The 26,757-nt window shown below is 72.2% G+C and carries 22 protein-coding genes; 11 read left to right on the top strand and 11 right to left on the bottom strand.

From position 1 onward, the window contains the following. Nucleotides 1–202 precede the first annotated feature (202 nt). Nucleotides 203–1,120 carry a glycoside hydrolase family 19 protein gene (locus ACZ4K2_RS30295; RefSeq protein WP_467480328.1) on the bottom strand — a complete coding sequence of 306 codons (918 nt, stop codon included), beginning with the start codon at nucleotides 1,118–1,120 and terminating at the stop codon, nucleotides 203–205. Between the two features lie 619 nt (nucleotides 1,121–1,739). Between ACZ4K2_RS30295 and ACZ4K2_RS30290 the strand changes: the two genes are divergently transcribed. Next, a complete protein-coding gene (locus ACZ4K2_RS30290; RefSeq protein WP_467480327.1) occupies nucleotides 1,740–2,786 on the top strand; it encodes a cation diffusion facilitator family transporter in 1,047 nt (348 codons plus the stop codon). Between the two features lie 128 nt (nucleotides 2,787–2,914). Here ACZ4K2_RS30290 and ACZ4K2_RS30285 read toward each other — a convergent pair whose 3' ends face one another. The 3 genes from ACZ4K2_RS30285 to ACZ4K2_RS30275 all read right to left on the bottom strand — a co-directional run bounded on the left by ACZ4K2_RS30285 (nucleotide 2,915) and on the right by ACZ4K2_RS30275 (nucleotide 6,540). Continuing rightward, the gene (locus ACZ4K2_RS30285; RefSeq protein WP_467480325.1) at nucleotides 2,915–3,718 is read right to left on the bottom strand and encodes a hypothetical protein; all 804 of its coding nucleotides are present in this window, start codon (nucleotides 3,716–3,718) and stop codon (nucleotides 2,915–2,917) included. Between the two features lie 12 nt (nucleotides 3,719–3,730). Next, a complete protein-coding gene (locus ACZ4K2_RS30280; RefSeq protein ID WP_467480324.1) occupies nucleotides 3,731–3,967 on the bottom strand; it encodes a hypothetical protein in 237 nt (78 codons plus the stop codon). 1,118 nt (nucleotides 3,968–5,085) lie between these two features. Continuing rightward, nucleotides 5,086–6,540, bottom strand: a complete 1,455-nt coding sequence (locus ACZ4K2_RS30275) for an alpha/beta hydrolase family protein (protein ID WP_467480322.1) — start codon at nucleotides 6,538–6,540, stop codon at nucleotides 5,086–5,088. A 560-nt stretch (nucleotides 6,541–7,100) separates the two neighbouring features. Between ACZ4K2_RS30275 and ACZ4K2_RS30270 the strand changes: the two genes are divergently transcribed. Both ACZ4K2_RS30270 and ACZ4K2_RS30265 read left to right on the top strand, forming a co-directional pair. Next, complete coding sequence (locus ACZ4K2_RS30270) at nucleotides 7,101–8,222, top strand: sensor histidine kinase (RefSeq protein ID WP_467480320.1); 1,122 nt, start codon at nucleotides 7,101–7,103, stop codon at nucleotides 8,220–8,222. Next, a complete protein-coding gene (locus ACZ4K2_RS30265) occupies nucleotides 8,219–8,881 on the top strand; it encodes a response regulator (RefSeq protein ID WP_467480318.1) in 663 nt (220 codons plus the stop codon). Before ACZ4K2_RS30270 ends, ACZ4K2_RS30265 begins: the two co-directional genes overlap by 4 nt. 109 nt (nucleotides 8,882–8,990) lie before the next feature. Here ACZ4K2_RS30265 and ACZ4K2_RS30260 read toward each other — a convergent pair whose 3' ends face one another. Next, nucleotides 8,991–10,019 (bottom strand): serine hydrolase domain-containing protein, encoded by a 1,029-nt coding sequence (locus tag ACZ4K2_RS30260; protein WP_467480316.1) that lies wholly within the window; start codon nucleotides 10,017–10,019, stop codon nucleotides 8,991–8,993. A 7-nt stretch (nucleotides 10,020–10,026) separates the two neighbouring features. Beyond that, nucleotides 10,027–10,257, bottom strand: a complete 231-nt coding sequence (locus tag ACZ4K2_RS30255; protein ID WP_467480314.1) for a hypothetical protein — start codon at nucleotides 10,255–10,257, stop codon at nucleotides 10,027–10,029. Between the two features lie 215 nt (nucleotides 10,258–10,472). On the opposite strand from ACZ4K2_RS30255, the gene ACZ4K2_RS30250 reads away from it, so the two are divergent. Beyond that, nucleotides 10,473–10,871: a DUF8189 domain-containing protein gene (locus ACZ4K2_RS30250; protein WP_467480312.1), complete on the top strand. Its 399-nt coding sequence runs from the start codon at nucleotides 10,473–10,475 to the stop codon at nucleotides 10,869–10,871. Nucleotides 10,872–11,075: 204 nt separating this feature from the next. Continuing rightward, a complete protein-coding gene (locus tag ACZ4K2_RS30245; protein ID WP_467480310.1) occupies nucleotides 11,076–12,500 on the top strand; it encodes a chondroitinase-B domain-containing protein in 1,425 nt (474 codons plus the stop codon). A 291-nt stretch (nucleotides 12,501–12,791) separates the two neighbouring features. Here ACZ4K2_RS30245 and ACZ4K2_RS30240 read toward each other — a convergent pair whose 3' ends face one another. The 3 genes from ACZ4K2_RS30240 to ACZ4K2_RS30230 form a co-directional block, all read right to left on the bottom strand. Then, nucleotides 12,792–14,528 (bottom strand): immunity 49 family protein, encoded by a 1,737-nt coding sequence (locus ACZ4K2_RS30240; RefSeq protein ID WP_467480386.1) that lies wholly within the window; start codon nucleotides 14,526–14,528, stop codon nucleotides 12,792–12,794. Nucleotides 14,529–14,734: 206 nt separating this feature from the next. Beyond that, the gene (locus tag ACZ4K2_RS30235; RefSeq protein WP_467480308.1) at nucleotides 14,735–15,004 is read right to left on the bottom strand and encodes a hypothetical protein; all 270 of its coding nucleotides are present in this window, start codon (nucleotides 15,002–15,004) and stop codon (nucleotides 14,735–14,737) included. 659 nt (nucleotides 15,005–15,663) lie between these two features. Then, nucleotides 15,664–17,322, bottom strand: coding sequence for a catalase (locus ACZ4K2_RS30230; RefSeq protein WP_467480306.1), 1,659 nt, complete (start codon nucleotides 17,320–17,322; stop codon nucleotides 15,664–15,666). 441 nt (nucleotides 17,323–17,763) lie between these two features. Between ACZ4K2_RS30230 and ACZ4K2_RS30225 the strand changes: the two genes are divergently transcribed. The 6 genes from ACZ4K2_RS30225 to ACZ4K2_RS30200 all read left to right on the top strand — a co-directional run bounded on the left by ACZ4K2_RS30225 (nucleotide 17,764) and on the right by ACZ4K2_RS30200 (nucleotide 24,388). Further along, the gene (locus ACZ4K2_RS30225) at nucleotides 17,764–18,279 is read left to right on the top strand and encodes a lytic polysaccharide monooxygenase auxiliary activity family 9 protein (protein WP_467769984.1); all 516 of its coding nucleotides are present in this window, start codon (nucleotides 17,764–17,766) and stop codon (nucleotides 18,277–18,279) included. Nucleotides 18,280–18,585: 306 nt separating this feature from the next. Beyond that, nucleotides 18,586–18,984, top strand: a complete 399-nt coding sequence (locus ACZ4K2_RS30220) for a DoxX family membrane protein (protein ID WP_467480538.1) — start codon at nucleotides 18,586–18,588, stop codon at nucleotides 18,982–18,984. 254 nt (nucleotides 18,985–19,238) lie between these two features. Next, nucleotides 19,239–20,015, top strand: coding sequence for an IclR family transcriptional regulator (locus ACZ4K2_RS30215; protein ID WP_467480540.1), 777 nt, complete (start codon nucleotides 19,239–19,241; stop codon nucleotides 20,013–20,015). Between the two features lie 604 nt (nucleotides 20,016–20,619). After that, the gene (locus ACZ4K2_RS30210) at nucleotides 20,620–22,059 is read left to right on the top strand and encodes an MFS transporter (RefSeq protein WP_467480543.1); all 1,440 of its coding nucleotides are present in this window, start codon (nucleotides 20,620–20,622) and stop codon (nucleotides 22,057–22,059) included. Nucleotides 22,060–22,449: 390 nt separating this feature from the next. After that, complete coding sequence (locus ACZ4K2_RS30205) at nucleotides 22,450–22,896, top strand: hypothetical protein (RefSeq protein ID WP_467480545.1); 447 nt, start codon at nucleotides 22,450–22,452, stop codon at nucleotides 22,894–22,896. Nucleotides 22,897–23,125: 229 nt separating this feature from the next. Continuing rightward, the gene (locus ACZ4K2_RS30200; protein WP_467480548.1) at nucleotides 23,126–24,388 is read left to right on the top strand and encodes an MFS transporter; all 1,263 of its coding nucleotides are present in this window, start codon (nucleotides 23,126–23,128) and stop codon (nucleotides 24,386–24,388) included. A 33-nt stretch (nucleotides 24,389–24,421) separates the two neighbouring features. Here ACZ4K2_RS30200 and ACZ4K2_RS30195 read toward each other — a convergent pair whose 3' ends face one another. Next, nucleotides 24,422–25,639, bottom strand: coding sequence for an amidase (locus tag ACZ4K2_RS30195; protein WP_467480552.1), 1,218 nt, complete (start codon nucleotides 25,637–25,639; stop codon nucleotides 24,422–24,424). A gap of 149 nt (nucleotides 25,640–25,788) precedes the next feature. Beyond that, entirely contained in the window at nucleotides 25,789–26,262 is a 474-nt protein-coding gene (locus tag ACZ4K2_RS30190; protein WP_467480554.1) for a hypothetical protein, read from the bottom strand. Nucleotides 26,263–26,757: the final 495 nt, after the last annotated feature.

Below are 26,757 nucleotides of genomic sequence, written 5' to 3'. Positions count from 1 at the left end.
CACGGCTTCACCTGCCACACCGGCCCCGCGCCGGGAACGAGGGCCGGCCGGAGAAGGCGGGCGCACCTCGCCGCGCGGGCCGCCGCGATCCGCGAGGCGGCACTCGGCCGCACCTGCCGGCGGGCCGCGAACGCGGCGAGGCCGCGGGCCGGGGATGTGCCCGGCCCGCGGCCGTCCCGCGGTCAGCGGGGGAACAGGTGGGTCAGCAGGGGAGGTTGGCGCCCGTCGGGACGCCGAGGATCCGCGTGAACTCCTTGTACCGGTTGATCCGGCTCTCGACCTGGCGCGGGTTGCCGCCGTCGCACTCCAGCTTGCCGTTGATCGAGCGGATCGTCTGGCCGAAGCCGGCGCCGCTGACCATGGCGTCATGGCCGGTGATCGGGCCGGGGCCGGCCTGGGTGTTCCAGTACCACAGGCCCGTCATCATGGCGACGGCCGGATTCGTCTCCACCTCCTCGGGGTGGTTCAGCAGATCGATGCCGAGGAAGTCGCCCGCGGTCTTGTAGTTGAAGTTCCAGCTCAGCTGGATCGGGCCCCGCCCGTAGTACGCGGACTGGCCGGCCGGGCAGCCGTACGGCTTGGTGTCGTCGCAGTAGTGCGGGTAGTTCGCCTCGTTGATCTCCTTGATGTAGCGGAGGCCGCCGGTCTCGTGGCTGATGTTCGCGAGGAAGGCCGCGGCCTCCTGCTTGCGCATGGTGTCGGTGCCGGTGTGGGCGAACCTGGGGAACGCCTTCATGGCGTCCGTCAGGCCCTTGTACGTGTAGAAGGGGTTCCTGTCCGGGAACATCTGGTCGAACTGCGCCTCGCTCACCACGAAGCTGTTGGGGTACGGGTTGCCGCCGGTGCCGCAGGTGTACGGCGACCAGTAGTAGGTGCTCACCGTCGGGTCGTAACCGGGGTTGTCGCGCACGGCGACGTAGATCTTCCCGTCGGTGTACTTCACGATGTCCCGCGCCTGGTAGTTGGCGCCCTTGGACCAGCTGGGGGCTGCGGCGCACTCGTCCGCCGCAGCCGTCGAGGGCTCGGCGGCGTTCGCCGCCGTGGGCATGAGTGCCGCCGCCGCCAGAGAGCCGACCGCCGCGAGTCCGGTCAGCAGCGCCTTCACGCTATTTCTGAGCACAGGGTTCCCCTTCACGTGACGCGGGCATGGCGAATGGACCCGGTGAGATCCGAGTCAATGCGCACAGGCCGTGCCAAAGGATGCTTTCGGACACTGAACCCTCCGTCTTGATCACAGTCAAGGTCTAGACCAAAGGAAATCTTCAGTGGCCCGGCCCGGCCGCGGAGCACGGCGGACGGCCCACCCCGGCCCCCAACTGCACCCCGCGCACGCCCCGTTGTCCGAACGGGACGCGCGGGCCGGAAAGCATCCACCCCGGCCCGCGCGTCCCCTGCCCTGCGCACGCGGCGCCGCCGCCCTCCCCGCCTCGGTCCCGGCCCCCGGTCACGCGGCTCCGCGCACGGCCGCCGCGAGCCGGGTCGGGCGCGCGGGTCGCGAGACGGAGACGGGGAGTCGGATCGTCGGGGCCGAGGACCTCGACCTGTCCCCGCGGACCCCGTCACCGGGTGGCACGGATCTCGCCCCGGTTCCCGACAGTCGGTCGGGAACCTACGTCTACGCAGGTCAGCGCCGCATTAACGGAGATGACAACGGTCACCGATGCAGCCTTTGGCGAACTCTGCCCGCATGCGTTTCACTGCGCACGAGACATCCGTCGCACACGGGGAAGAGCCGCAGCATGAGCGAGCGACATCAGGAACACCGGCACGAGCACGACGCGGGACACGAGCACGGCCCGGGCGGCCACGGCGGGCACTCCCACGGGGTCTCGGCGGACGCGGACCGCCGCTGGCTGGCCCTCGCACTCACACTGATCGCCGTATTCATGGCGGCCGAGGTCGTCGTGGGCGTCATGGCGAGCTCGCTCGCGCTGCTCTCGGACGCCGCGCACATGCTCACCGACGCCGCGTCCATCGTCCTCGCCCTGATCGCGATGCGGCTGGCCGCGCGACCGGCCCGGGGCGGCTTCACCTACGGCCTCAAACGGGCCGAGATCCTCTCCGCCCAGGCGAACGGCCTGACCCTGCTCCTGCTCGGCGCGTGGCTGGCGTACGAAGCCGTCCGGCGGCTCATCGAACCGCCCGAGGTCGAAGGCGGGCTGATGCTCGTCACCGCCCTCGTCGGGATCGCCGTCAACGTGGTCGCCACCTGGTGCATCTCCAAGGCCAACCGCTCCTCGCTCAACGTCGAGGGCGCCTACCAGCACATCCTCAACGACCTGTTCGCCTTCATCGGCACCGCCGTCGCCGCCCTGATCGTGGTGACCACCGGCTTCTCCCGGGCCGACCCGATCGCCACGCTCGTCGTCGTCGCCCTGATGGCCAAGGCCGGATACGGTCTGCTGCGCGACTCGGGCCGCATCTTCCTGGAGGCCGCACCGGCCGACGTCGACCCGGACCGGCTGGGCGACCGACTCGTCTCCGAACCGGCCGTCGTGGAGGTGCACGACCTGCACGTCTGGCAGATCACCTCGGGTCAGGCCGCCCTGTCCGCGCACGTCCTCGTCGCGCCGGCCGGCGACTGCCACGCCGTGCGCCGCGACCTGGAGGAAGTCCTGCGCCAGGACTACGGCATCACCCACACCACCCTCCAGGTCGACCATGCCCCCGACCCGGTCCTGCAGGTGGCTCTGCCCGGCGACCGCGACCTGTCGCGCACGCGGGACGCGGGGCACTGCGAGGAACCCCACGGGCCGGTCCACCGGGACGAGCCGCACGACCACTGACCCCGGGCCGGCGCCGCGCACGCGGGGCCTTCCCGGCCTCGTCCACAGCCAGGCGCCGGCGCTCTGGGCATCCGGAAGCGCCGCCCGGCCTGTGTCGGACGGGCGGCGCCCCCTCGCCGGCCGCGGTGTCAGCTCTCCGGGGCCGGCCCGGTCACGGAAGCCTGCAGGACCTGGAGCAGTAACCGGCCGGCCAGCCGCCGCAACCGCGACGGCCGCTTCGGCGGGTCCGCGTGAACGGACGATGCCGCCTCGGAGACCGGACCGCCCGCATCCGGCCGCGCCGCCCGCTCGGGCTGCCGCAGGTGGCCGGCGGTGGGCAGCGGCCGCCCGCGCCGGTGGGCGTCGGCCCTGTCCCAGGCCTGCTCCCACAGCAGAGCCGCGGCAGAGCCCGGCTCCACCCCGCCGCACACCTTCACGAAGGTGAGGAGCAGGGCCTTGGAAGGCATCCGCTTGCCGCTGAGGGCCGCGCCCAGAGAACTGCGCGGCAGGTGGCTGACACCGTGCTCGGTGGCCTCCAGCTCCAGCCCGCGCAGCGTCTTGTTGCCGTGGGCGAACCGCAGGGCGCGCATGGCGTCCAGCAGCTCGATCGGCTCACAGATGTACTGCGGGGCCAGCACGGGCCGCTGACGCCGAGGCCGGGCACCGGCCGGGACCGTGGTGGCCTCGGCCTTCTTCCACAGGCGTTCGGCGTGCCGCAGGTCCCCGTCGCACGCCCGTACGTAGTCGTGCACGGCTTGCCAGGACGGCAGCCGGTTTCCGCGGTCTGCCTGGAAGAACCGCAGATGAGGAACCGGCCGGTGGGTCTGGTGAGAGGAACGCTGTGCCATCTGGCGGTAGCTCGACCCCGAGAGCCGGCGCAGTGACTGCAGCCACTGCGCCAGCTCCACCACGTCGGGGTTCCGCGTCGCCAGGGCGCTGGTGTCGCACCCCATGACGCTCCCCCCTTACACGCGGCGGTCGGAGAAGACGGCGACCGTGCGGCGGATCAGTTCCACCGACAGCAGGCTGCCGACGGTGAGGATCGCTATCACGGTCTGCAGGTTCTGCGACCGGGCCGCCAGTGCGGCGGTCAGGGTCAGTACCACCACGATGACGACCACGGCCGGAGCCGGCAGCGGAGAGCTGCCGCTCGTGGCCGGGCTCTGCACGCAAGGCGCGTGCGCGGGCGTGCGCTTCTTCATGTGTTCTCCTCGGTCGTTGCCACTCGACGCGAGGCTCGTTTTCGACGATCCTCCGGCCTTGCAGAGCTGGAGGGTCCAGAGCCCCACCGGACACCTTTCTGCCCTGGCTCCGCCGCGGTAAAGGCCGTTCCGCCACCCGTGTTTCAGCGCGTCCCGCCTTGCGTGACCCACCGTCACACCGGAAGGCGCAGGTCACCTGCGAGGACCGGCGGCGGATGTTTTCCGGCGGCGAGCGGATGACCCGCTTCGGGCGGCCGCGACCCGTTGCGTGGGACGGATGAAACAGCAACTCTCAGGGGACATCGAGTTACAGGCTCGCCGGGCAACACCGCCCGGGGATCCGACGCCTGCACCAGCCGGACGGGAGGGACCTGACATGCCACCAGCACAGGGCTTCGTGTGCGCCAGGCCGGCCCCCGCCCTCCCCGTGCCGGCGGGGCGACCGCGAGCACCGCGCCGGCTCGCGGGACCGGACGCCCGCCACCTCGCGCTCGTCCTCCGCGCTGCCGACGGTGGGCAGGTCCGGTACCGGCCGAGCCGGCACGGGGCACCGGGGAACACGCCTGCCGCCGCCCCGGACGGGCCACCGCCCTGGGCGCGATCCGCGTGCAGACCACCGCCGGCACGGGGGAGGGGACCCCGTTCGGGCCCCGGACCCCGTGCGGTCACGGTCCCGCCGTGGCCCGCGCACTCATCCCTCGACGTGGCGGCGTGCCGGTGCAGGGCACCCGTATGCCCTCCGGCCGCGCGTCATGGGGTGAACGGCTGACGTCTGCCCGCCGGGCCGCCTTCCTGCTGCGGCCTGCGCCGAGGCCACTCGCGTGCCTGCCCCGCCACCGGAGAGCCGGTGGACATCTTTCCGCGTACCGCCGGTCCGAGATCCACCGTGCTTCCGGCCGGCCCGGCGGTAGCCTCACACGTTTCCTCCGTCCCGTTCCCCGCCCCCATTCCCGGTCTCCCCGGCCGTTGCCACTCGACACAACAGGGGATCGGGCGGACTTCGTTGCAGCGAAGCCCGCCCACGGCGCAGCCGGTGGCTGTGCCTCTGGCCTCCGGTGGTCCGCTCTCCCGAGAGGGACAGCGGACCACCGGAGACCCAGGAGCATGCAGGCAGTCGGTCAGCGGCTGCCGGCCGGGGTGCGGACGGTGAGGTCGCCGTAGGCCGACAGAGCGCGGGCGAGGTCACCGGGCCTGTGCCGCAAGGTGGCGTCCAGGAAGGCGAGCGTGGCCGCGGCCACGACGCGCGGGCTCTCCGCGCGGCCCAGGGAGCCGACTATCGAGGGCACGGGCGGCAGGTACAGGGGGCCGTCCATGAAGGTCAGATGCGCGGCGCCGGAGACGGTGAGCCGGTAGCTCGTCGCGGTGTTGCGCCCGAGGGCCTCGGTGAGCCGGGGCAGGTACCGCGGGTCGGTCGCGGGGGTGACGGCCTGGGTGAGCGCGAGCGTCGGCTGGTGGAGGGCGGGGGAGACGGGGCCGTGCGGGTAGCCGTCCAGGTCGATGACGGCGTCGAACCGGTGGTCCTGCCGGGCGGCCCGCAAGGCGGCGGCACCCCCCATGGAATGGCCGGTGACCGCGACCCGGCCGGTGTCCAGGTGCCCGGCCAGAGGGTCTGCGATCCCGCCTCGGCCAAGACGGTCGAGCCGGGTGAGGACGAAACCGAGGTCCGCTGCCCGGACAGCCGTCCAGCCGGCCGCCAGCCTGGCGTCCTTGTCCCGGTCGCCGGTGGAAGCGGTCCTGGCGTGCACCGTCGTGCCGTCGACGAGGACGACGGCGGCGGAGTCGTAAGGATGGTCGAGGGCGGCAACCACATAGCCGTGGCTGGCCAGTTCCTCCGCCCAGGCGGTGTTCTGGGTGCGCACCCCGCCCGAGCCGGGAGAGAACAGCACGACCGGGAACCGTCCGCCCGCACCGGCCACCGGGGCGTCGGGAACCGCGTGGGTGCGGGCACGGCGGACGCCGTCGAGCAGGAAGCCGGGAAGGCCCACGTCGTGGGCGAGGGCGTCGGAGACGGTGCGCGCCTCCTGCTCCGTGCGTCCGAGGTAGCGGGCCCGCCGGGTGCCCGCGGGGCTCTTCCGCGCGGGGTACCAGAGCTGGACCACGACCGTGCGCCGGTCGTGGGGATCGGCGGTGAAGGTCTCGGGACGGCGTGGGTCGGTCCACTGCACCACGCGGGTGCCGACCGCGAAACGGCCCGACGGCTCGGGGAAGACGGGCACGGGAAACGCCCAGGCGGCCACCGGACCCGCGGCGATCAGGCCGGCGCAGGCCACCGACCCCGGCAACGCCAGCCACCACCGGGCCCGCCACGCCCGCCCGCCGGTACGGCGTCGCAGCAGGGGAGAGAGGGCGAACGGCGACACGACGGCAGCTCCCGCCAGCACCGGCAGCATCTGCCAGCGGATACCGGCCGCACCCAGCACGATCGCGGACGGTACGAGCACCGCACCCGCGGCGATCGTGACGTGCGGGCGGGCGGCGAGGGGGAGCCAGCGCGCCACCACCAGCGCGACGGCACCCGTCAGGGCAAGGAATTCCAGGGGGGACATGTACAGCCCCACGATGATCTCGGTCACCGGGTCATCCTGCGGGCGCGGCACCCGATCCACATCGATCCCGAGTGGCCGGCGCATACGACGGGAGTCGCAATCCGGGGCGTGCCTCCTGTGCGACCGGAGTCGCAACCGGGCACCTGGCCCGTACGACCGGAGTCGCAGCCGAACACGCTCCGCGACCGGCCGCTTTGCGACCGCGGAAGGCAGCGGCCCTCCTCCTGCGGTCGTACCTCGGGGCGTTGCCGTCAGACGGTGGGTTCATGTACTTCGCGGGCCCGCGGCCTACCGTGACAGGGCCGCGGCACACGCCGGGGAGCACGGGGTGCGCGCGCCGCCCCCGATCGGCTTCCGGCAGTACGCGGCGGTGGCCCCGGCCGGGGCCACCAGGACGCCGACACCGACAGGGACGTGTGATGACCGAGGCGGCAGCGGAGCCCGGCAACGCCCACCCGGAGCGCCACCGGGACCGCCCGCGGCGGACGACGACAGCCGTACGGGGGACGAGGCACGCCGACCCGGCCTCCGTGCGAGCGGCGCGGCCGGCGCGACCCACCCGGCGCCGGGCCCTGATGCCGCCCCCCATGGTGAGGGACTCGCTGCTGCCGGCGCTGCTCCTGCTCCACATCACGACCACGCGCGCGCCGCAGGAGCTCCCGGTGGCCGCGACCCTCACCGTCGCCCTCGCGCTGCCCTTGGTGTGGCGGCACCGGGCCCCGCTCACGGTGTTCGGCGCCGTGGCGACCGCGGCCTTCGCCCAGTGGCTGATGAACGTCCAACTGCCGGCGGACATCGCCTTGCTGGTGGCCCTCTACACGGCCGCCGCGAACACGGGCCGGCGCGGCACGCTCGTCGCCGCTGCCGTCGTGGAGGGCGGAGCCCTGCTGGCCTGCCTGCGCTGGGCGGCGGAAGGCGCCTTCCCGGCCCTCTTCGTCGCGGTGACCGCAGGGGTCGTCGCCGCCGCCGTCCTGGGTGTGAACGTACGGACCACGCGCGCCTACCTCGCCGTCCTGGAGGAACGGGCCGTACGCCTGGAACAGCAACAGGACCAGCAGGCACGACTGGCCGTCGCCGAGGAGAGGACACGGATCGCCCGGGAGATGCACGACATCGTCACCCACAACCTGTCCGTCATGGTCGCGCTCACCGACGCCGCCGTCTACGCGCAGCACCGCTCGCCCGACAGGGCCACCACCGTGATGCTCCAGATCTCCGAGACGGGCCGGCAGGCACTGACCGACATGCGGCGCACGCTGGGCCTCCTGCGCACCGACGAACCGGACGCGGAGCGCCACCCGCTGCCCGGCATCCCGCAACTGGAGACCCTCACCGCCCAGATGTGCGCCGCCGGACTGCCGACCCGCCTCGAAGTCGAGGGCGACCCCGCCCCCGTACCCGCCACCGCCCAACTGACCGTCTACCGCCTGGTACAGGAAGCCTTGACCAACACCCTCAAGCACACGCCCGCCGGCACACGCGCGCGGGTCCGGATACGGTGCTCGACCGACACCGTCACCGTGGACGTCACCGACACCGGCCCCCGCCCGCCGCTTCCCGGCGCCGCACCATCCGGCCACGGCATCCCCGGCATGCTGGAGCGCTCGGCCGCCTACGGAGGGAAATTGCGGGCCGGACCGCTTCCGGGCGGCGGATGGGCAGTCCGTACCCGCCTCTTCCTCGGCAGCGGCGGAACGGCGTCCGCATGACCGTCCGCATCCTGATCGCCGACGACGAGGCGCTGCTCCGCATGGCCTTCCGCACGGTCCTGGAGGCCCAGCCCGACATGGAACCGGTCGGCGAAGCCGCGGACGGCGCCCAGGCCGTACGCCTCGCCCGGGAACTGCGCCCCGACGTCGTCCTCATGGACGTCCGGATGCCCGGGACCGACGGGATCGAGGCGACACGGCAGGTCGTCCGGACCTCCCCGCGGAGCAGAGTCCTGATTCTCACCACCTTCGACCTGGACGAGTACGCCTTCGCCGGACTCCACGCCGGAGCCTCGGGCTTCCTGCTGAAGAACACCAGGCCCGAGGAACTGCTCACCGCGATACGCAGCGTGGCCGCGGGCGACGCGGTGGTCTCCCCGCGGATCACCCGCCGCCTGCTGGACAACCTCCGCCCGCACATCCCCGACGGCCGCGGCGCCGGCCGCGACGAGCGGCTGAGCCGGCTCAGCGCCCGTGAGCGCGACGTCCTCGTCCAGGTGGGCCACGGCCTGTCCAATACCGAGATCGCGGCCACCCTGTACCTCGCCGAGGCCACCGTGAAGTCCCACCTGGGCCGCATCCTGCACAAACTCGAACTCCGCGACCGGATCCAGGCCGTGATCTTCGCCTACGAAACCCGCCTCGTCCGCCCGGCATGACCCCGCCCGCAGCCGGCGGCGGTGGCCGCCCTGGCCGGGACGGGTGCCGCGGCCTGCCGGGGTCAGCGGGACATCCCGTTGCGTCGGGCCTGCCGGTGCGGGCCGGCGGTCAGGCGCCGGTGCCGGCGGGGACGGGGTCCGGGCCGGGCCCGGAGCCGATGATCCGCGCGAGCAGGTCGAGGCCGGGACGGTCCACCGGCCGGGCGCCGGCGCTGAGGACGGCGACCGCGGCCCGGTGTTCGGGGGCTACGGCCAGCAGGCTGCGGTAACCGCCGGTGCCGCCGGCGTGGAACAGGATCCGGTGCCGGTCTCGGGGCAGGTCGGCCGATATCCAGCCGGGATGGACGGCGGCTCGGGCGTTGATGCGGTGGGCCGTGGTGTGGGTGAGAGCGATGGCCTCGGCGAGTTCCCCGGGTGCGGGGCCGATCTGGGCCCGGGCCAGCGTGAGCAGGTCGGGCACGGTGGAGTGCAGGCCGCCGGCGCCGGCGAGGGCGGCCAGGTGCCAGGGCGGGCGGGGGCGGCCGGTGCGGGAGTGGCCGCCGGCCAGTCGTGCGGTGCGTCCGGGGTCGAGCACCACGCGCGTGTCGGTCATGCCGAGGGGCCGGCAGATCTCGTCCTGGACGAGCGCGTCGTAGCCGGTGCCGGTGTGGCGTGCCAGGACGAGCCCGAGCAGGCCGGCGCCGAAGTTGGAGTAGCGGAAACGGGTACCGGGCACCGACCGCAGACGGGTGCGCCGCAATCCGTCCAGCAGGAACTCGCCCGTGCAGCCGGCGTAGGGGTCCGACCGGAACAGGCTCCGCGGCAGGAGGCCTTTGGGCAACCGGGGCAGGCCGGACGTGTGGCAGGCCAGGTGCGCCAGCTCGATGACCTCACCGCCGCGTTCCGGAGCCGTGATGTCGCGGGGGAGCAGGTCGCGAAGCGGCTGGTCCAGGCTCACGGCGCCGCGCACGGTGAGCCGCGCCAGGGCCAGCGCGGTGAACGTCTTGGTGACGGAACCGATCTCGAACAGCGTGCCGGGGTCCGCGCCGTGCAGCGCGGACCGCCCGCCCCGCACGGCGCCCACCACGACGGCGCCCCGCTGCCGGGCGCCGAGCCGCTCCGCCGTCCGTCGTACCAGATCGTCGAGGAGCGAGGTCATGACCGCGTCATGCCTCCGTCCGGCCGAACAGGCGCCGGCCGCCGTACTTCTTGTGCACGGCCTGTTTCGAGACGCCCAGCGCCTCGGCGATCTGCGTCCACGTCGTCCCCGCCACCCGCGCCCGGTGCACCAGAACCTCTTCCTGCCCTTCCAGGCGGCGGCGCAGCGCTGCGGCCTCGCGCAGTGCTGCGAGGGGATCGGCGTTCTCGGTGATCGACGAGATGTCAACTCCGGTCATGGGTCAACCTTAGTTGACCCAGCTTCGGTCGTCAACGTTGGTTGACCGCACCGGTGAGGTGCCGGAAGCCGTCACGACGGCGGGGAATCCGGCAGGAATGGGCGGGCGCGACTTCTGCCGGTGGAACTTCCTGGTCGCACACGACCCGCGACGGGTTGGCTGTACGACAACAGGAGGCAGGGCCGGAAGGACGGGCCTTCACGGGGGAGACAATCGTGAACAAGATCAAGGCCGCCGTCGTCGCGGTCGCCGCCGCGGCGAGCCTCGCCGTGGCCGTCCCGCCGGCCGCACAGGCCGCGAACGGCTGCACGACCGGCGGCCGCTCCTACATGTGCGAGTTCGGCATCACCACCAAGAAGCTGCCGGACGGGACCAAGCAGGTCTTCGTGGTGGGCACCGAGCGGGCGGTGTGGACGCGCTGGACCGACTCCGACGGCGACTGGAGCGCGTGGGAGTCGATGGGCGGCGTGGCGGTGAGCGCCGTGGTGATCACGGACGAGCGGCCCTGGGAGTTCGCCGTCCACGTCATCATGCCCGACGGCTTCGGGTGGTACCGCCTGCGCAACGTCAACGGGTACTGGACCGACTGGGCCCGCAACCCGGACCCGAAGTAGCCGGTCCACGGCCGCACGCCCGGCGCGGGCGAACGGCGAGGCGCGGACTCCGACGACATGGGCGGGCCACGCGGTCACCGAGGCGCGGCTGCGCGGACGGCCGGACCCCGGCCCGCCCTGAGGGTCACACGCGCACTTCCCAGCCGACGGCACCTCCCCTGCCCGGAGGGCCGGCCCGGCACCTCTCGCTTCACAGGAGACTTCATGCAACGACGTACGTTCCTCACCGGCACCCTGCTGGGCGCCGCCGCGCTCGCCTCCGTCCCGGCGCTGTCGGCCGGCGCGGCGGCGGCCTCGGTGACCGTCGATTCCCTGACCGACCTCCAGACCAGGATCGACGCGGCGAAGCCCGGCGACCGGATCGTCCTGGCCGACGGCACCTACACCGTCCCCTCGAACAAACCCATCAGCATCTCCGGCAGAGCAGGCACCGCCGACGCGCCGATCACCATCGTCGCGCAGTCCCGTGGCGGAGCGGTGCTGCAGGGGACGAAAAGCTTCGTCCTCGGCAACTCCAGCAACATCACCATCAGCGGCTTCGCCTTCCGGCAGAGCACCACCCTGGAGATCCCGGCGAGTTGTACGGGCATCCGGCTGACCCGCAACGACTTCCGGTTCGCCGACATCGGCGGACTCGACTGGGTCGTCGTGCGGGGCGACAACACCAAGATCGACCGCAACCGCTTCCACGACAAGACGACCGAGGGCATCTTCGTCGTCGCCGACGGTCCCGGCTCCACCGCCATGGCCCAGAATCTGCACATCTTCAGGAACCACTTCTGCGACCACAGTTACGCCGGCGACAACGGCGGCGAGTCGATCCGGCTCGGCGTCAGCAGCCGCGCACTGTCCAGCGCCGGCGCCGTCGTCGAGTACAACCTGTTCGAACGGTGTGACGGAGACCCCGAAGCCATTTCCGTGAAGTCGTCCGGCAACTCCATCCGGTACAACACCCTCCGCAACAGCCGTGGCGGCATCGTGCTCCGGCACGGCAACCAGTCCACGGTGGAGGCCAACTACCTGCTCGGCGGCACCGAGGGCGTGCGCCTCTACGGCAACGACCACACCGTGATCAACAACTACTTCGGCGGCCTGACGGGCCGGGCCCTGGTGATCGGCAGCGGCACCACCCGCGACCACAACCCGGGCGAGACGACCGAGGAGAGGCGGGGCAACGACGCGTGCGACCGCGCGCTCATCATCCACAACACCTTCGTCGACAGCGCCAGACCGATCTCGGGCGAGGACCGGACCTACGCGCCCCAGGACGCGGTCATCGCCGACAACCTCCTGGTCGGCGGCACCGGCAGCCTGGTCGCGATGAAGGAGACCGGAAACTTCCGCTGGCAGGGCAACATCCTGTGGGGTGCGGCGTCCAACGGCAACATCCCCTCCGGCGGATACCGCCGGGTCGACCCGCTCCTGCGGCAGGACTCCGACGGTGTCTCCCGGCTGTCGGCAGGCAGCCCCGCGATCGACGCGGCGACGCTCGCAGGCCTGCCCCCGGGCGAGGACATCGACGGCCACCCGCGCGACAGCTCCCGTGACGTCGGCGCCGACGAGTACTCGACCCAGGCCCCGGTCCGCCGCCCCCTCACCGCGTCCGACGTAGGCCCGAACGCGGCGTGAGCGCCCCCTGACGGACCGCGGAAGCGGGGGACCGGCAGCACTTCGGCAAGCAGACGGCCGCCGGGTGCCTACAGCACTGCCGCCCAGCGGGCGCGGTGATCCGGGCCAGGGCGAACCCCCTGGCGGACACCGCGCCCGCCGCCGTCGTCGACGTCACCGCCATGGTCTGCACCGTCCGCGACCCCCCGCGCGGGCACTGCGCGCCCGCACCTTCGCGACCGGCCCGCACGACCGCACCGCCGACCGGGCGCGCACCGGCTCCGACCCGGCCGCCGCCCCGGACCAGCTCACTCAGAAGGGTTCGGCGGCTCGCAGGAGGTCCGGCGGGAGGTAGGGGGACTCGACGCGGACGGCCCAGCCCCGGCGGCGGGCGTGACAGGCCAGGGCGAGGATGTCCAGGTCGACCGAGGCATCCGGATCGTCGGCGCGCTCGGCGACCGCGTAGTAGGCGCGGTGGGCTTCGAGAGCGTCGGCCAGGGCGAGGTTGAAGCTCTCCTCGTCGCCCTCCACGAGTTGCGACAGCAGCACGGCCGGCGGCATGGCGAAGCCCCAGTCCGCGGCCCTCTCGGTCTGCTGGAGCGCCCGTTGTACGGCCTGTTCGGGGTCGGTGCCCGTCAGGTAGGCGTGCAGGGCCTCGCGGTAGGCGCTGAAGGCGGATCCGTCCGGGCGGGCGAAGGCGGGACCGGTGAGGACCAGCGGGGCGAGGTCCTCGCGGGCTCCGGTGATCAGGGCGAGAGCGACGGCCTTCTGCCAGTTGTGGGCGCCGGCCACCTCGGCCCGTTCGGCCGGGCAGCGCAGCGTGCGGCCGTCGACGGTCACCTCGACCTCGGTTCCCGGCTCGGCGAGGGCGATGCGGAACAGGGCCGCCCCCGTCCGGGAGGCCAGCCGCAGGGGCGCGAGCCGGGCGTCCGTGAGACCGCCGGGTTCTCCCACCCGCCATTTGAACAGACGCGTCTGGTCGGCCAGGACGCGGTCGAGCCGCCGGACGGCGAGGGGTTCCCCGGCGACGGCGGTGAACGCCTCCTCGACATGCCTCTCGTAAATGGCCTCGGTCCGCGGGTGCATGGTCCGCTCGCGGACCGGCCGCTCCACCACCAGCGGGCCCGCGGCGAGCGCGGCGACCGCGTCCGGCCGCCGGTCGCGGCCGAACGCGGCGACCCGTGGTCCTCGCGTCTGGAAGCCGGTGATCAGCGCGTGCGGGAGGTAGTCGCTGCGGACGGCGGACGTCCAGCCCAGCGTCCGGTACGCGAGAGCGGCGAGGGCGATGGGGACGAGCGGGAGAAGGGTCCTCGGAGAGGTCGTGGAGCCGTGCCGGGCGGCGTGTCCGGCCAGGAGGCCGGCCAGCGCGGCGTCGAAGGCCTCCCGGTCCTCGGCGGCCAGGGCGCGCAGCGTGCGCAGCGCTGCGCTGTCCGGCTGGTCCAGGAGGGGCTCGCCGGTCTCCTCGGCGCGCACACGGACGCGGTCGAGGGCCGCGTCGACGGCGGCGAGCCTGGCCCGCGCGCTCGGCGGGTACTCCTCGTCGTCGCCGGTGTCGTCCAGGACCACGGCCATCAGCCCGGTGGCTAGCTCGCCGGGGGGCGTGCTCCGCGCCCGCGCGGCGAATTTGTTCCGAGCGAAGTGGAAGGCCTCGCCGTGCCACCCGGCCTTGTCCCTGAGAACGGCGAGGCAGAGCGCGTCGATCCACTCCCCGGGCGTGACGCTCTCCTCGGGCTCGTCGTCCCCCGGGTCGTAGCCCATGCCGAAGTTCACGTACTCCAGGAAGACCTGGAAGCTGCAGTGCGGGTGGTAGGCGGCGTAGGCGACGGCGCCGGCCGCGGCTTCGCAGGCGTCCTTGAGGGCGGCCTGGGCCTCCGGGCCGTCGAGGTCGGGGGCCGCGACGGAGAGGGCGCCCAGGTAGTCGAGGAACTCGTCCGCGATCGACTGCCATGCGCAGGTGGTCATCCGGCCGCCCCTCGACATCGACCGCACCTGGCCCCCGATGCGGTTCGTGAAGTCCTCACACGCAGCCGACACGGCCGCCTCGCCCACCTGGTGACGCTCTATTCGCACTGCCCCACTCCTCGATCGATCCCCACCTCAGACTAGGCGCGGAGTCTGACAGACCGGTGCCTGCCGTGACCGGGCTCCCGGGCCCGCCCATCCGCCCCGGCCGGTCGCGGTAGGGGCCGCGTGGCCGGGCGTCTCGGTGCACCGGAACTTCGGGGTCGCGACCAGGCGCGCGCCCGTCCGTTGCCTCACGGGCTCGAGGACGGGGCCGAAGTGCCGGGCGTGGTGGCCGGGTCCGGTGTCGCCGGGTCGGCCGCCGCCGGTTGGCCCGAGAGTGCCACCACCGCGGCGAGCAGGGCGCCGACGGCTGCCGCGGCGCCGATGGCCTGTCCCAGGTCGCCCCGCTGCTGAGGCACTCCGGCCTCGGTCCTGCGCTGACTCCACCTGTAGACGACGACGCCCACCGCCGTGGCGATCGCGATGATCACCACGGCGCTTGCGCTGACCTGTACCGTCATTGTTGGGCCCTCCTCAGGGCTGTCGGCCTGCCCGTCGGACCCCGCCAAGAGACGAACGGGCAGGCCACCTCACTTGCGGAAACACGTGACGCTCGGCTCCTCGCCCCCTGCGGCTCCAGAGCCCGTCGAGGGGGAGTGGCCCGGCCGGTCGCAGCGCCACAGGGCACTTCCCGGTGCCTGCTCCGAAGCATAAGGAGCAAGTGCGCGTGCACAGGGTGGCTCACGTACGCATCCGGGGGCGCATGGCCGATTCCGCTGTGCCGATGACAAGAAGCCGCTGGTCAGATGCGTGGGCGTCCCAGGCAGGGGCCGCTGCTCCGCTTGCCTCGCCCCACCGGGTCCAGGACTGCCGGGAGCGTCACCAGCGTCAAAGTTCCTGGCCAACCCGCAGGCACGGACAAGGGCACGGGGTGGCAGGCAGCAGAAAGGGGGGCGCACGGAGCAGGGAGGGAGCGCAGGGAAAAACGGTCCAATACCGTCCTGACGCGCATTCCCGAGCAAATGTCTCGCTTCGTTTTCCGGCCCAGGCCAGCCCCGGCCCGGCCGTCCGTACCGGCCGGCGAGGGCCGGTGATGCGGGCCGTCTTCCGGCCAGCCGATCACGCTTCAGCGGTCGGCCGGGGGCCGGCGGTCTCCGGGTCCCGGCCGGGGGTCACAGCGTCAGCGGGAGACCTCGTGGCGCTGGTCCGGGACGCAGTGCGTCATGGTGAGGCCCTCCACGTCCCGCGGCGGGTTCCTGCCCAGGTTCGACAGACGCTGCTTGTCCTCCTCGGTGAGGTCCTGGTCGGCCAGCGGCTCCAGGTCCGCGACGTCCTCCGGGCGGATGCCGAGCCCCTCGCCGATCCGGAGCCCGAGGTCGTTGTCCACCAGCAGGAAGTGCCACACCATCCGCTCCTGGATGGGCCGGTCGCACCGGGAGAGCTGCCCCACCAGGTTCTTCACCAGGTCGTCGCGCTCCCACTGCTCCATGAGCGCGTACCGCTGGCCGGCCTGGAGGTAGTCGTTGGTGCGGGGGATCCGCTTGCGGGTGAGCCGGCCATGGAGCTCGGGGCCCTGCTCGTCGTGGGTCGGGTACTCCGCCTCGTGCAGCCCGCCCCGGATCGACGGCTCGTAGTTGACGCTCGGGTTCTCCGCGCCGCCGTCGATGTGGTACGTCATCTGGCCGTCGCGCTGGTTCGTGCGCACCCGGACGTCCTTCGGCATGTTGACGGGGAGCTGGAGGTAGTTCGGGCCCACCCGGTAACGCTGGGTGTCGCTGTAGGAGAAGGTGCGGCCGACGAGCATCTTGTCGTCGGAGAAGTCCAGGCCGTCGACGAGTACGCCGGTGCCGAAGGAGATCTGCTCGTTCTCCGCGAAGAAATTCTCCGGCATCCGGTCCAGCACCATCCTGCCCACCGGCTTGGGCGGGAAGTCCTGCTCGGGCCAGGTCTTGGTGTCGTCCAGCGGGTCGAAGTCGAGTTCCGGGTGCTCGCCGTCCTCCATGACCTGCACGAGCAGTTCCCACTCCGGGTACTCACCGCGCGCGATGGCCTCGTACAGGTCCTTGGTGGCATGGCCCAGGGAGCCGGCCTGGACGTTCGCGGCGTCCTCCTCGGTCATGGACCGCACGCCCTGCTTGGGCATCCAGTGGTACTTGACCAGCACGCTGTTGCCCTCGGCGTTCAGCCACTTGTACGTGTTCACGCCGAAGCCCTGCATGTGCCGGTAGTCGGCGGGGATGCCGCGCGGGCTGAACAGGTTGACCAGCATGTGCATGGCCTCCGGGGTCTGCGACATGAAGTCGAAGATCCGGTTCGGCTGCTGCTCGAAGACCACGGGGTCCGGCTTCAGCGCGTGGATCACGTCCGGGAACTTGATGGCGTCCCGGATGAAGAAGACCCCCAGGTTGTTGCCGACCAGGTCCCAGTTGCCGTCCTCGGTGTAGAACTTGACGGCGAAGCCGCGCGGGTCGCGGGCCGCCTCGGAGGAGTCCCGGCCGCCGATCACGGTGGAGAAGCGCAGTGCCACGTCGGTGCGCTTGCCGCGCTCCTGGAACAGCCTCGCGCGCGTGTAGCGGTCGATGGGTTCGTCGCCCCAGGCGCCGTACGCCTCGAAGTAGCCGTACGCGGTCACACCGCGGGCGTGCACCACTCGTTCCGGGATGCGTTCCCGGTCGAAATGGCTGATCTTCTCCAGGAACTGGTAGTTCTCCAGCGTCGCGGGCCCCCGGGCGCCGACGGTGCGCTGGTTCTGGTTGTCGTAGACCGGGTGGCCCTGCCGGTTGGTCAGGATGCGCCGGTCGTCTCCGGAGCCGGGACCGGTGCTTGCTGCGTCCGTCACGATCAAACACCTCTCGAAGGGAAGGGAAGGGAAGGGAAGGGGAGAGCGGAGGGAGAGCGGAGGGAGAGCGGAGGAAAGCGGGGGAGGGGGAAATACGACAATCGTCGCTGTGGCCTGCGCACGAGTACCCGTAGGCGCACGGCCGCACCACCGCGGAACCCCCGTACGGCCGCCTCCGCGGGGACCATCCGGCCGCACGCCACCGTCGAAGGGCTCGGGCTGTGACTGCCGACTGGTCCTGTGGTTTTAGCGCCGGATTTAACTCTCAGTGGAGTGAGTCCCGGGGGCGCATGCGCCCCGCACCCTAGTTTGGTCTAGACCAAGCGGGGTACGCTTCCCTCGCACTCGTGGCCGTCCCCGCGGTCATGGGAGTGCTGCATGACATGCTCATGCCTTCCTGCTCATGGGCGGGTGGGCGCCGACCCCCACACAGGAGTTGTCATGAAGAGCAAGAAGATGCTGGCCGCCGCCATCGGCGCGGGGATCGCCCCGCTCCTGGCCGTCAGCCTGCCGGCCAGCAGCGCCAGCGCGCACGGTTACATCTCCACGCCGCCCAGCCGTCAGGCGCAGTGTGCCGCCGGCACGGTCTCCTGCGGTTCCATCAAGTACGAGCCGCAGAGTGTCGAGGGCCCGAAGGGTCTGACGAGCTGCAGCGGGGGCAATGCCGCCTTCGCGGAGCTGGACAACGACAGCAAGGGCTGGAAGGTCACCCCGGTCAGCCGCACCACCAGCTTCAACTGGCAGCTGACGGCCCGGCACGCCACCTCCACGTGGCAGTACTACGCCGGCGGCCGCAAGATCGCGGAGTTCAACGACGGTGGCCGCCAGCCGGGTGCGACCGTCACCCACCAGGTGAACTTCGGCAGCCTGACCGGCCGTCAGAAGGTACTGGCGGTGTGGAACATCGCCGACACCCCCAACGCCTTCTACGCCTGCGTGGACGTGAACGTCAGCTGACGCTGCCCGGCCCGGCCCTGCCGGGACGAGCCGGTCCCCGGACCGGCGGGTGGATGTCCCGGTGCCCGGGGCGGACGGTGCACCGTCCGCCCCGGGCACCGGGCACCTCACCTCCCCCTCTCCCGGCCGACCGGCGGCGGCCGGGAGCCTCGGACGAGCGCTGGAAGGGCGGGTACCGCGGTGGAGAGAGTCGGCGAGCGAAGCCCGCGCGCCCCTCGGGGGCCGGCCGGGGCGGACATCGGGAGCTGCGCGCGGAGCGCCCGGACGGCGCGGTCACTGGCCGGCCGGGTCCATCGGCGCGGTCCGGTGCTGCTGCGGGTGTGCGTCGGCGCGGTCTACCTCTGGTTCGGTGTCCTGAAGTTCTTCCCCGCGGCGAGTCCCGCCGAGGGGGTCGCCGTGCGGGCCGCGACGAAGCTCACCCTCGGGCTGCTGCCGCCGGACGCGGCGCTGCGGATGCTGGCGGTGGCCGAGACGGCCATCGGCCTCGGCCTGGTCACGGGCGTGCTGCTCCGCGTGGCCCTGACGGCCTTCTTCGCCCACATGGCCGGAGTCTTCTCGGCGCTGCTCCTGCTGTCCGGGGAGATGTGGCAGCGGGGCATGCCGGTGCCCACCATGGAGGGCCAGTACATCATCAAGAACGTCGTCCTGGTCGCGGCCTGTGCCGTGGTGGCGGCCGACGAGTGGGGCCGCACGGCGCCGCCCTGAGGACACGCGGCCCCCGGAACCGACCGGACGCCACCGCGCTTGGCAGTGCCCTGGCGTCAGCTACAGCGCGGCGAGCCGGGCCAGGCGGCGGCGCATCTCTTCCGGATCGTCGAAGTCGGAGCCCCGCCCATGTCGACACCGTCGCGCTCGGGACCCGGCCGTGCCGCACGGTACCGATCCCGTGCCGCGTGGAAGTCCTCCTCACCGCCGCTGATCCGCCTGAAGGCATACGCGGCCGCGTAGTTGACGTTTCCATGGACAAGCCGCTCAAGACGCCGCCGCCCTACCCGACCGCGACCGTGGACCACGCGCTGCGGGCGGCGACCATGCTGCAGATGGAGGGCGGCGCGACCGTGTCGCAGATCGCCGAGCGCCTCGGCGTCGCCAGGTCGACCGCCCACCGGCTGCTGGCGATGCTCGTGTACCGGGACTTCGCCGTGCAGGGCGAGGACCGCGTCTACCGCGCCGGGCCGGTGCTGGAGCTGGGCGCGCACTCCCGGTCCCTGGTGTCACGGCTGCGCGCGGCGGCCCTGCCGCACCTGCACCGGGTCGTGGACCTCCTGGACGAGACGACGAACCTGATCGTGCGCACCGGGGACACCGCCCGGTTCATCGCCAGCGTCGAGTGCCGGCAGGCGCTCAGGGTCGGCTCCCGTGAGGGCATGGTATTCCCGGCCCACCGCACGACGGCGGGGCTGCTCCTGCTCGTGGACCTCACCGACGAGGAACTGGCCGCGGTGTACGCGCCGGAGCGCTACCGCGACCGCCTGGCCGAGCGGCCGGACCTCGCCCGACTGCGCACCGAGCTGAGGCGTCTGCGCCGCAACGGGTTCGCCGTCAACAAGGAACGCTCCGAGCGGGGCCTGATCGCCGTCGGCGTCCCGGTACGCGACCGGGACGGCACCACGCTGGCCGGCATGTCGGTGTCCATGCCCAGCGTGCGCTACGACCCGAAGCGCCTGCCGTCGCTGGTCGCCACGCTGGAGGCGGCAGCGCACGCCCTGGAGGAGGACGTGACCGACCGGCCCTGAGGCGCGACCAGGCCGACGACGTCAAGATCCACCGGGTCCCGGGTCCGTCCCAGGGGGCTCCGGTCCCGGACGGGCGGGAAGGGGCGCGGCCGGTGGTGGCACGCGTTGTGCCGGGGCGGGCGTGTAACAGGGGTGTAGCAGCGGGCGGCCGGTGGAACGGCGCGCCATGACCGACCGGTCCTGTCGGCCGGAAGCGCCCGCCGGCACCGCCGCCCACCGACTCGTGAGGAGGCGTGCGGGACGGTACCGGGCGGCCGGTCCCCACAACCGATCCGATCTGTCTCCGCTCACGTCTGCCGCCCGCGGCATCGGCCGGGCCACCGCACGCCGCCCGTTCGACGGTTGCACGACCCCTTCTGAGCCGTCGTGTCAGTCGAGAGGGCCCGCAGCCCGACCACCTGTGTCCGACCGCCCCCGCCCGCACCTCGGGCGGGGGCGGTCGGCGTGGGAGCCGAGTCGGGTCCTGTAACCGGCTTTCGTCCGATTACAGGACCCAGGGAAAGGGAGGTGAGGGCCTATCAGCAGCCCCATATACCCCACAGGGGTATGCTACGGTGCACCGCGAAGGTACCCCCCAGGGGTATATGCCGGAAAGGGTGAACCCATGTCAGCCGTCAATCCCCGCCGCTGGTGGGCACTGGTCGTGCTCGCCGCTGCCCAGTTCATGGTAATCATGGACACGTCAATCATCGGAGTGGCGCTCCCCGAGATGCAGAAGGACCTCGGCTTCTCGCAGGGCGAGTTGCAGTGGGTCTTCAACGCCTACGTCATCGCCTTCGGCGGACTGCTGCTCCTCGGCGGCCGCCTCTCCGACCTGGTGGGCGCCCGCAAGATCTTCACCACCGGCTGGGTCGTCCTGATCGCCGGATCCGTCGTCGCGGCGGCCGCGCAGACGGCCTGGGTCGAGGTCGTCGGCCGCGCGGTGCAGGGCGTGGGCGGTGCGCTGATCGCACCATCGGCCATGACTCTGCTGATGATGCTCTTCATGCACGACCCGAAGGAGCTCGGCAAGGCCATGGCGCTGTACGGTGCCGCCGCGCCCGCCGGCGGCACGGCGGGCGTGTTCCTCGGCGGCGTCTTCACCGAGTGGCTCAGCTGGCCGTGGGTCTTCATCATCTACCTCCCGATCGGTCTCGCCACCCTCGCGGCCACCAAGCTGCTGCCCGCCGTCGGCAGCCGCAGCGGCTCCGTGGACGTGCTCGGCGCGGCCGCGGTCACCGCCGGTCTGGCCCTCGCCGTCTTCGCCGTCGTCCGTGCGCCCGAGGCCGGCTGGACCTCCACCGGCACCGTCCTGCAACTGGTCGGCGCCGCCGCCCTGCTCGTGCTGTTCCTCGTCATCCAGAAGACGGTGCGCGAGCCGCTGATGCCGCTGGGCATCTGGCGCGTGCCGCGGCTCGGTTCCGCCAACCTCGCGATGGCTCTGCTCGGCGCCGCGTGGATCCCCATGTGGTACTTCCTCAACCTCTACCTCCAGCAGGTGCTCGGCTACGGCGCCTTCGCCTCGGGTGCCGCGCTGCTCCCGATGACCGGCCTGCTGATGATCTTCATGACCGCCGTCACGGCGAAGCTGCTGGCGAAGTTCGGGGCCAAGCCGCTGATCGGCGTCGGCCTGCTGGTCCTCGCCGCAGGGCTGGTGTGGCTGTCCGCCGTCGAGCCGACCGGCACCTTCGCCGTCGACGTCCTGCCCGCCTCGCTGGTCGCCGCGCTCGGCATGTCACTCGCCTACATCCCGGCGATGATGGCCGCCGTGTCCGGCGCCCCGCAGGAGCAGGCCGGCCTCGCCTCGGGCATCGTCAACACCACCTACCAGGTGGGCTCCGCCCTGGGCCTGGCCGCGCTGACCGCGGTGGCCACCTCGCAGGGCGCCGGCCGGCTGGGCGACCTGCCGGCACTCACCGACGGTTTCAGTGCCGCCTTCGCCTGGGCCGCCGCCATCGCCGCGGTGGGTGGAATCGTCACCCTGCTGGTAATGCGCGGCGAGAGGGCTGCGGCGCGGCAGCCCGCCACCGCTCCGGCGGCACAGGGCGACCGGGCCGGCGCCTGACCGCCTCGGGCGTGGACAGGCCGGTGCGGCACTGCCGTATGCGGGACCGCCTCAACTGCGCAAGGGCCGCCCCGCTCCGGGCAATCGGGGCGCGGGCGGCCCTCAGTCCTGTCGGCCGATGCCGGTTCGTCGACCGCGGCAAAGACTCGCGTTGACCGCCCCGGCGCGGGAACGGCCCATGCGCCACCGGCCGACCGCCGAGCCGCTGGACACTCCGCTGCCGGTCGACCCACAGACCGCAGCGGTCCGGCTCGCCCTGCCGCAGATCCATGCTTCTTCCCGACCTCCGGCTCCGCGAAATGGCGGAAACCATGCAAGCCCGTTCGTTCCCCCGTGCTGTCTCATAGTGCGCAGAAGGACCCGAGGATGCCCTAGGGGGAAGGGGAACCCATGAACGCTCGCAGGCATGCGGCCGCACTCACGGCCACCGCAGCACTGGTCGGCGGTGTGGTGGCGGCGGCACCCGCCCACGCCTCCACGGCACGTGCCACCACCACGTACTACATCAACGCCCGGAGCCTGAGCGGGAACACCCAGATCAGCGGCACCTACCGCTACCGCGTGACCGGTTACACCGGCAGCGGAGAGCGCATCTACGGGGGATCGTTCTCCAATACCGGCGCGCGGGACAGGATCGCCGGGAACGGCCTCCAAGCGGTGTTCGCTCTGTCGTACTACACCTGGTCGGGCGGCGCCTGGCACTACAAGCCCCGGTACGCGGTCAAGGTCGGCAGCTTCGGCTCCTGGACCTTCAAGAACAAGAAGGACATCCGCGTCTGGGCCTGCGACCGGAAGCTCGGCAAGACGAAGCTGATCAACTGCAAGGCTCAGTGGTGAGCCCGAACCTCTGACCCGTCAGAGCCCGCCACAGGGGGTGGCGGGGCGGCGGCCAGTGACGGCAGTGCCGAAACGGCGGGTGCCGGACGGGGAGCCTCCCCTCCGGCACCCGCCGCGTGCCTGCCCCGGAGAATTCAGGTGACCGGCGAAGACGGCACTGCTTACCATCGGGCGCTGCAGTTCCTGTCCGCCCCTGATCGGTCCTCGCGTGAAGTCTCTGATTCCTGGCGTGCTGCGTGACGAACCGCAGTTCGCCCGCCTGTTCATCGGGCAGGCCCTGTCGGTACTGGGCGACCGTGTGTCGTTCGTGGCCGTGCCCTTCGCCGTGCTCTCGGTGGGCGGATCCGCCTCCGACGTGGGACTGGTGACAGCCGCAGGACTGCTGCCCATGCTGTTGTTCACCCTGGCGGGCGGCGTCAGGGCAGACCGTTTCCCACGGCACCGCATCATGCTGGTCTCGGACGTGGTGCGGTTCGCTGTGCAGGGGCTCATCGCGGTACTGCTGTTGACCGGCGTCGCGGAGGTTCCGCACCTCGTCGTGCTGATGATCGTGTTCGGCACGGCGGACGCGTTCTTCATGCCGGCAGCCACAGGGCTGATACCGCTGGTCGTCGGGGCCGACCGGCTGCGGGAGGCCAACGCTCTGCGCGGGTTCGTCCAGTCGTCCGGACTGGTGCTCGGTCCGGCCCTGGCCGGTGGCCTGGTCGCGTTGGCCGGCCCCGGCAGCGCCTTGGCCCTGGACGCCCTGACCTTCGCGGCCAGTGCGGCGATCCTGGCTCGGCTGAGACCTCGCGGTACGGCAGCAGGGACGACACGATCCGCCGCCGGGGACACGTTCCTCGGGGAACTGCGCGCCGGCTGGGAGCAGGTGCGCAGCCGGACGTGGGTGTGGTCGGGGATGGCCGCCATGGCGGTCTACCACGTCGTCGTCCTGCCGTCGGTGTTCGTACTGGGACCTGTCCTGGCCGATGAGGAGTGGGGAGGTGCGGCAAGCTGGTCGGTCGTGACCGTGGGCTTCGGTGTCGGCTCCGTCGTCGGAGACGTCTGCGCCTACCGTCTCAAGGTGAAGCACCCCATGACGCTCGCCGCCGCGGCGCTCGCCGTGGCCTCCTGTCAGGCGGTCATCATCGGGTCCGGCGCCTCACTTGCCCTGATAACAGTGCTTGAAGCGGTCACCGGCGTCGCCGTCTCCCTCTTCTTCGTCATCTGGGAGACCGCACTGCAGACACATGTGCCCGAAGCCGCCCTGTCTCGCGTCAGTTCCTATGACCATCTGCTGTCGGCGGGACTCATGCCGCTGGGCCTCGCGCTCGCCGGCCCGGTGTCCGCGTCTCTCGGCGTGCGGCCCACGCTGTACGCGATGACGATCATCGGAGTCCCCGCCGCCCTCGCACTTCTCTGCGTCCCCGCCGTACGACGCCTCCCGGCCACCTTGCCGGGCACCGGTGACAGGGGCAGCGTCCGCACTGCCGCAGAGGCCGGTCTGTCGTGAGGGCGGGTGAGCGGTGGCTGCCGCAGGTGCGGGTCAGTCATGTTCCGTTCTCTCCGAGTGCCGCAGATCGCTTCCGTGCGGTGGTGGGCCGGCGGGAAGCGTTTCGGCGGAGAGTGCGACGGCCAGGAGGTCGGTCTCCCGTCCCGGCCGGGTGACCAGTTGGAGACCGACCGGCTCACCCTTTGCGGTCCATCCGGCCGGAATGCTGATGGCAGGGTGCCCGGTGATGTTGAATGCCCACGTCAGAGCGACGCTCATGGTGTGGCCGGGACCGTGGTGCCCGTGGGGGGGATTGGGCGTGGTCGGTGTCGCGAGGACGTCGTACTCGTCGAAGACGTCGTCGAGCGCGCAAAGAAGGGCGGTGCGTGCGGCCCTCGCACGGTGCGTCTCTCCCTCCTTCCCACGCAGGGCGGCCCAGCAGGGAGCGGGGTCAGGAAGGCGGAGCGCGACATCGCAGGGGGCGAGGGCGTTGGCGTCGGCCAGGCGGCGCACGAACGCGTGGGCGGCGTCGCTGATCCGGCGGGTCGTCTCGGCGAAGCCGAGTGTGGCCGACCAGGCGGTACGCAGCGGTCGAGGCGGAGGTGCGAGGTCGTGCAGGGTGCTGGTCCCGGCCACCGCGTCGAGGTAGGCGGCGGCGTCCGCGGCGCTGCGGGCCAGCGGTCCGGCGATGTTCAGCCCGGCGCGGTCTCGGGCGAGCACGAGGCCGTTGGTCGGCTTCAGGCCGATGACCGCACACCAGGCCGCCGGGATGCGCACCGACCCCGCCCCGTCGCTGCCGGTGGCCAACGGCACCATGCCGACGGCGACGGCCGCGGCCGAGCCGGCCGAGGAGCCGCCGGGGCTCCACCGCGGATCGTGGGGGTTGAGGGTGGGGCCGCGGTCCGTGGCGCCCCACGTCTGCCAGGACGTTCCTCTTCCCGGTGTGGCGGTGGCGCCGATCGGGACGCAGCCGGCGGCGACCAGGCGGGCGGTCTGGTACGCGTCGAGTCCCTCGGTGGCTTTGACGGCGAGGGGGACGCCGGCCAGGGGCAGCCGCTCGCCCGTCCGGACACGGCGGTCGACCTCGGCGGCATGGGCCGCGGCCTGCCGGGGCCACAGCTCGGTGAAGGCCCTCACGGTGTCGTCGAGTCGGGCGACGGCTTCCAACGCCGCTCGTGCCGTCTCGCGTGCCGACCGTTCTCCGGCACGTACCTGGGCGGCGATCTGCCTGGCGGAAAGCGCGCCGTAGTCCTCGAAGGGCTGGGCCGTCATCGTGACGGCCCGCCAGACCTGCGGCCCGGGCCGACCGGCGGAGCCGCTCGCCACTGCCCGCACAGGCGGTGTCCCGGTGCCGGGGCCGGGGCCGGGGCCGGGAGGGTGGTGTTCGCGTAAGTATGCGTGGTGACGCCCCTCGGAGCGACTCAGACGGTGTTGATCCGCCAGGCGATCATTCCGGTCGCCCGGGCGTCCCCCGCAATGTCGATGCGCACGGCCTTGCCGCCGGTGAAGCGTTCGAAGACGACGGAGAGATCGCAGGGTACGGGTTTCTTCGCCGCAGTCCGGCTCGGGGTGAAGACGATCCGGGCCTCTCCCTTGCCGGCGCAGGCCACTGTCAGTTTGTAGGTGTGTCCGGTCAAGAGGTCGGGCTGGGTGTGGATCCCGTCGGAGACGCGTTCCACCCCCGACTCGACCATGGACCGGGTCCGGTCGGTGAAGCCGTCGAGCGCCGCCTGTGCCTGCGCGGAGAGCTTCTCCTCTCCCGCGGGGTCCGCGCTTGCACGAGGAGACGTCGGGGCAGCGCGGTGGGGCGCCGGGTCGCTGTCGGATGTGCAAGCAGACAGGCACAGCACCGGGGCCAGGGTGATGCCCGGCAGCCACACGGGCATCGGCCTCATGAGGAGGTCTCCCAGTACTTCCAGCCGGTCTCCTTACGGCTGGAAACGTTGTGGCTGTAGGTGTGCCCGGTCGTGACTGCCGCCACGCGTCCGACCGCGGGTCGGAAGCCGAGGCCGGTGCGGTGCTCGCCGAGGCCGAGACGAGCATCAGTGCCAAACGCGATCGCGGTGCCCATGCTTCACAGACAGAGCAGCAGTGCGGTGCCGGACGCCATGGCGGTCCGGCGCACACCGAGGACCATGTGAACCCCCCTGTTCAGATATCCGCCTTGATCACGGATGGCAAGCAGGACGCTACGCTCTGGTCATGACCGGATCAAGCAAAGGGTCTCTTCTCTGAGCTGGACTTGAGCCGCGCCGCGGTCCAGGACCACCGCGCCCACGACGCCGGCTGATGTCCGTACGGCCCACGACCGAGGAGGACTCCGCTTCGGGCAGCTCCCGGGCGGGGACACGGACACACCGCGGTGACTCAATAGGCGCGAAATGGGAACC

This window comes from Streptomyces sp. NPDC025833 (assembly GCF_055558055.1).
This window is presented reverse-complemented; position numbering and strand designations above follow the sequence as displayed.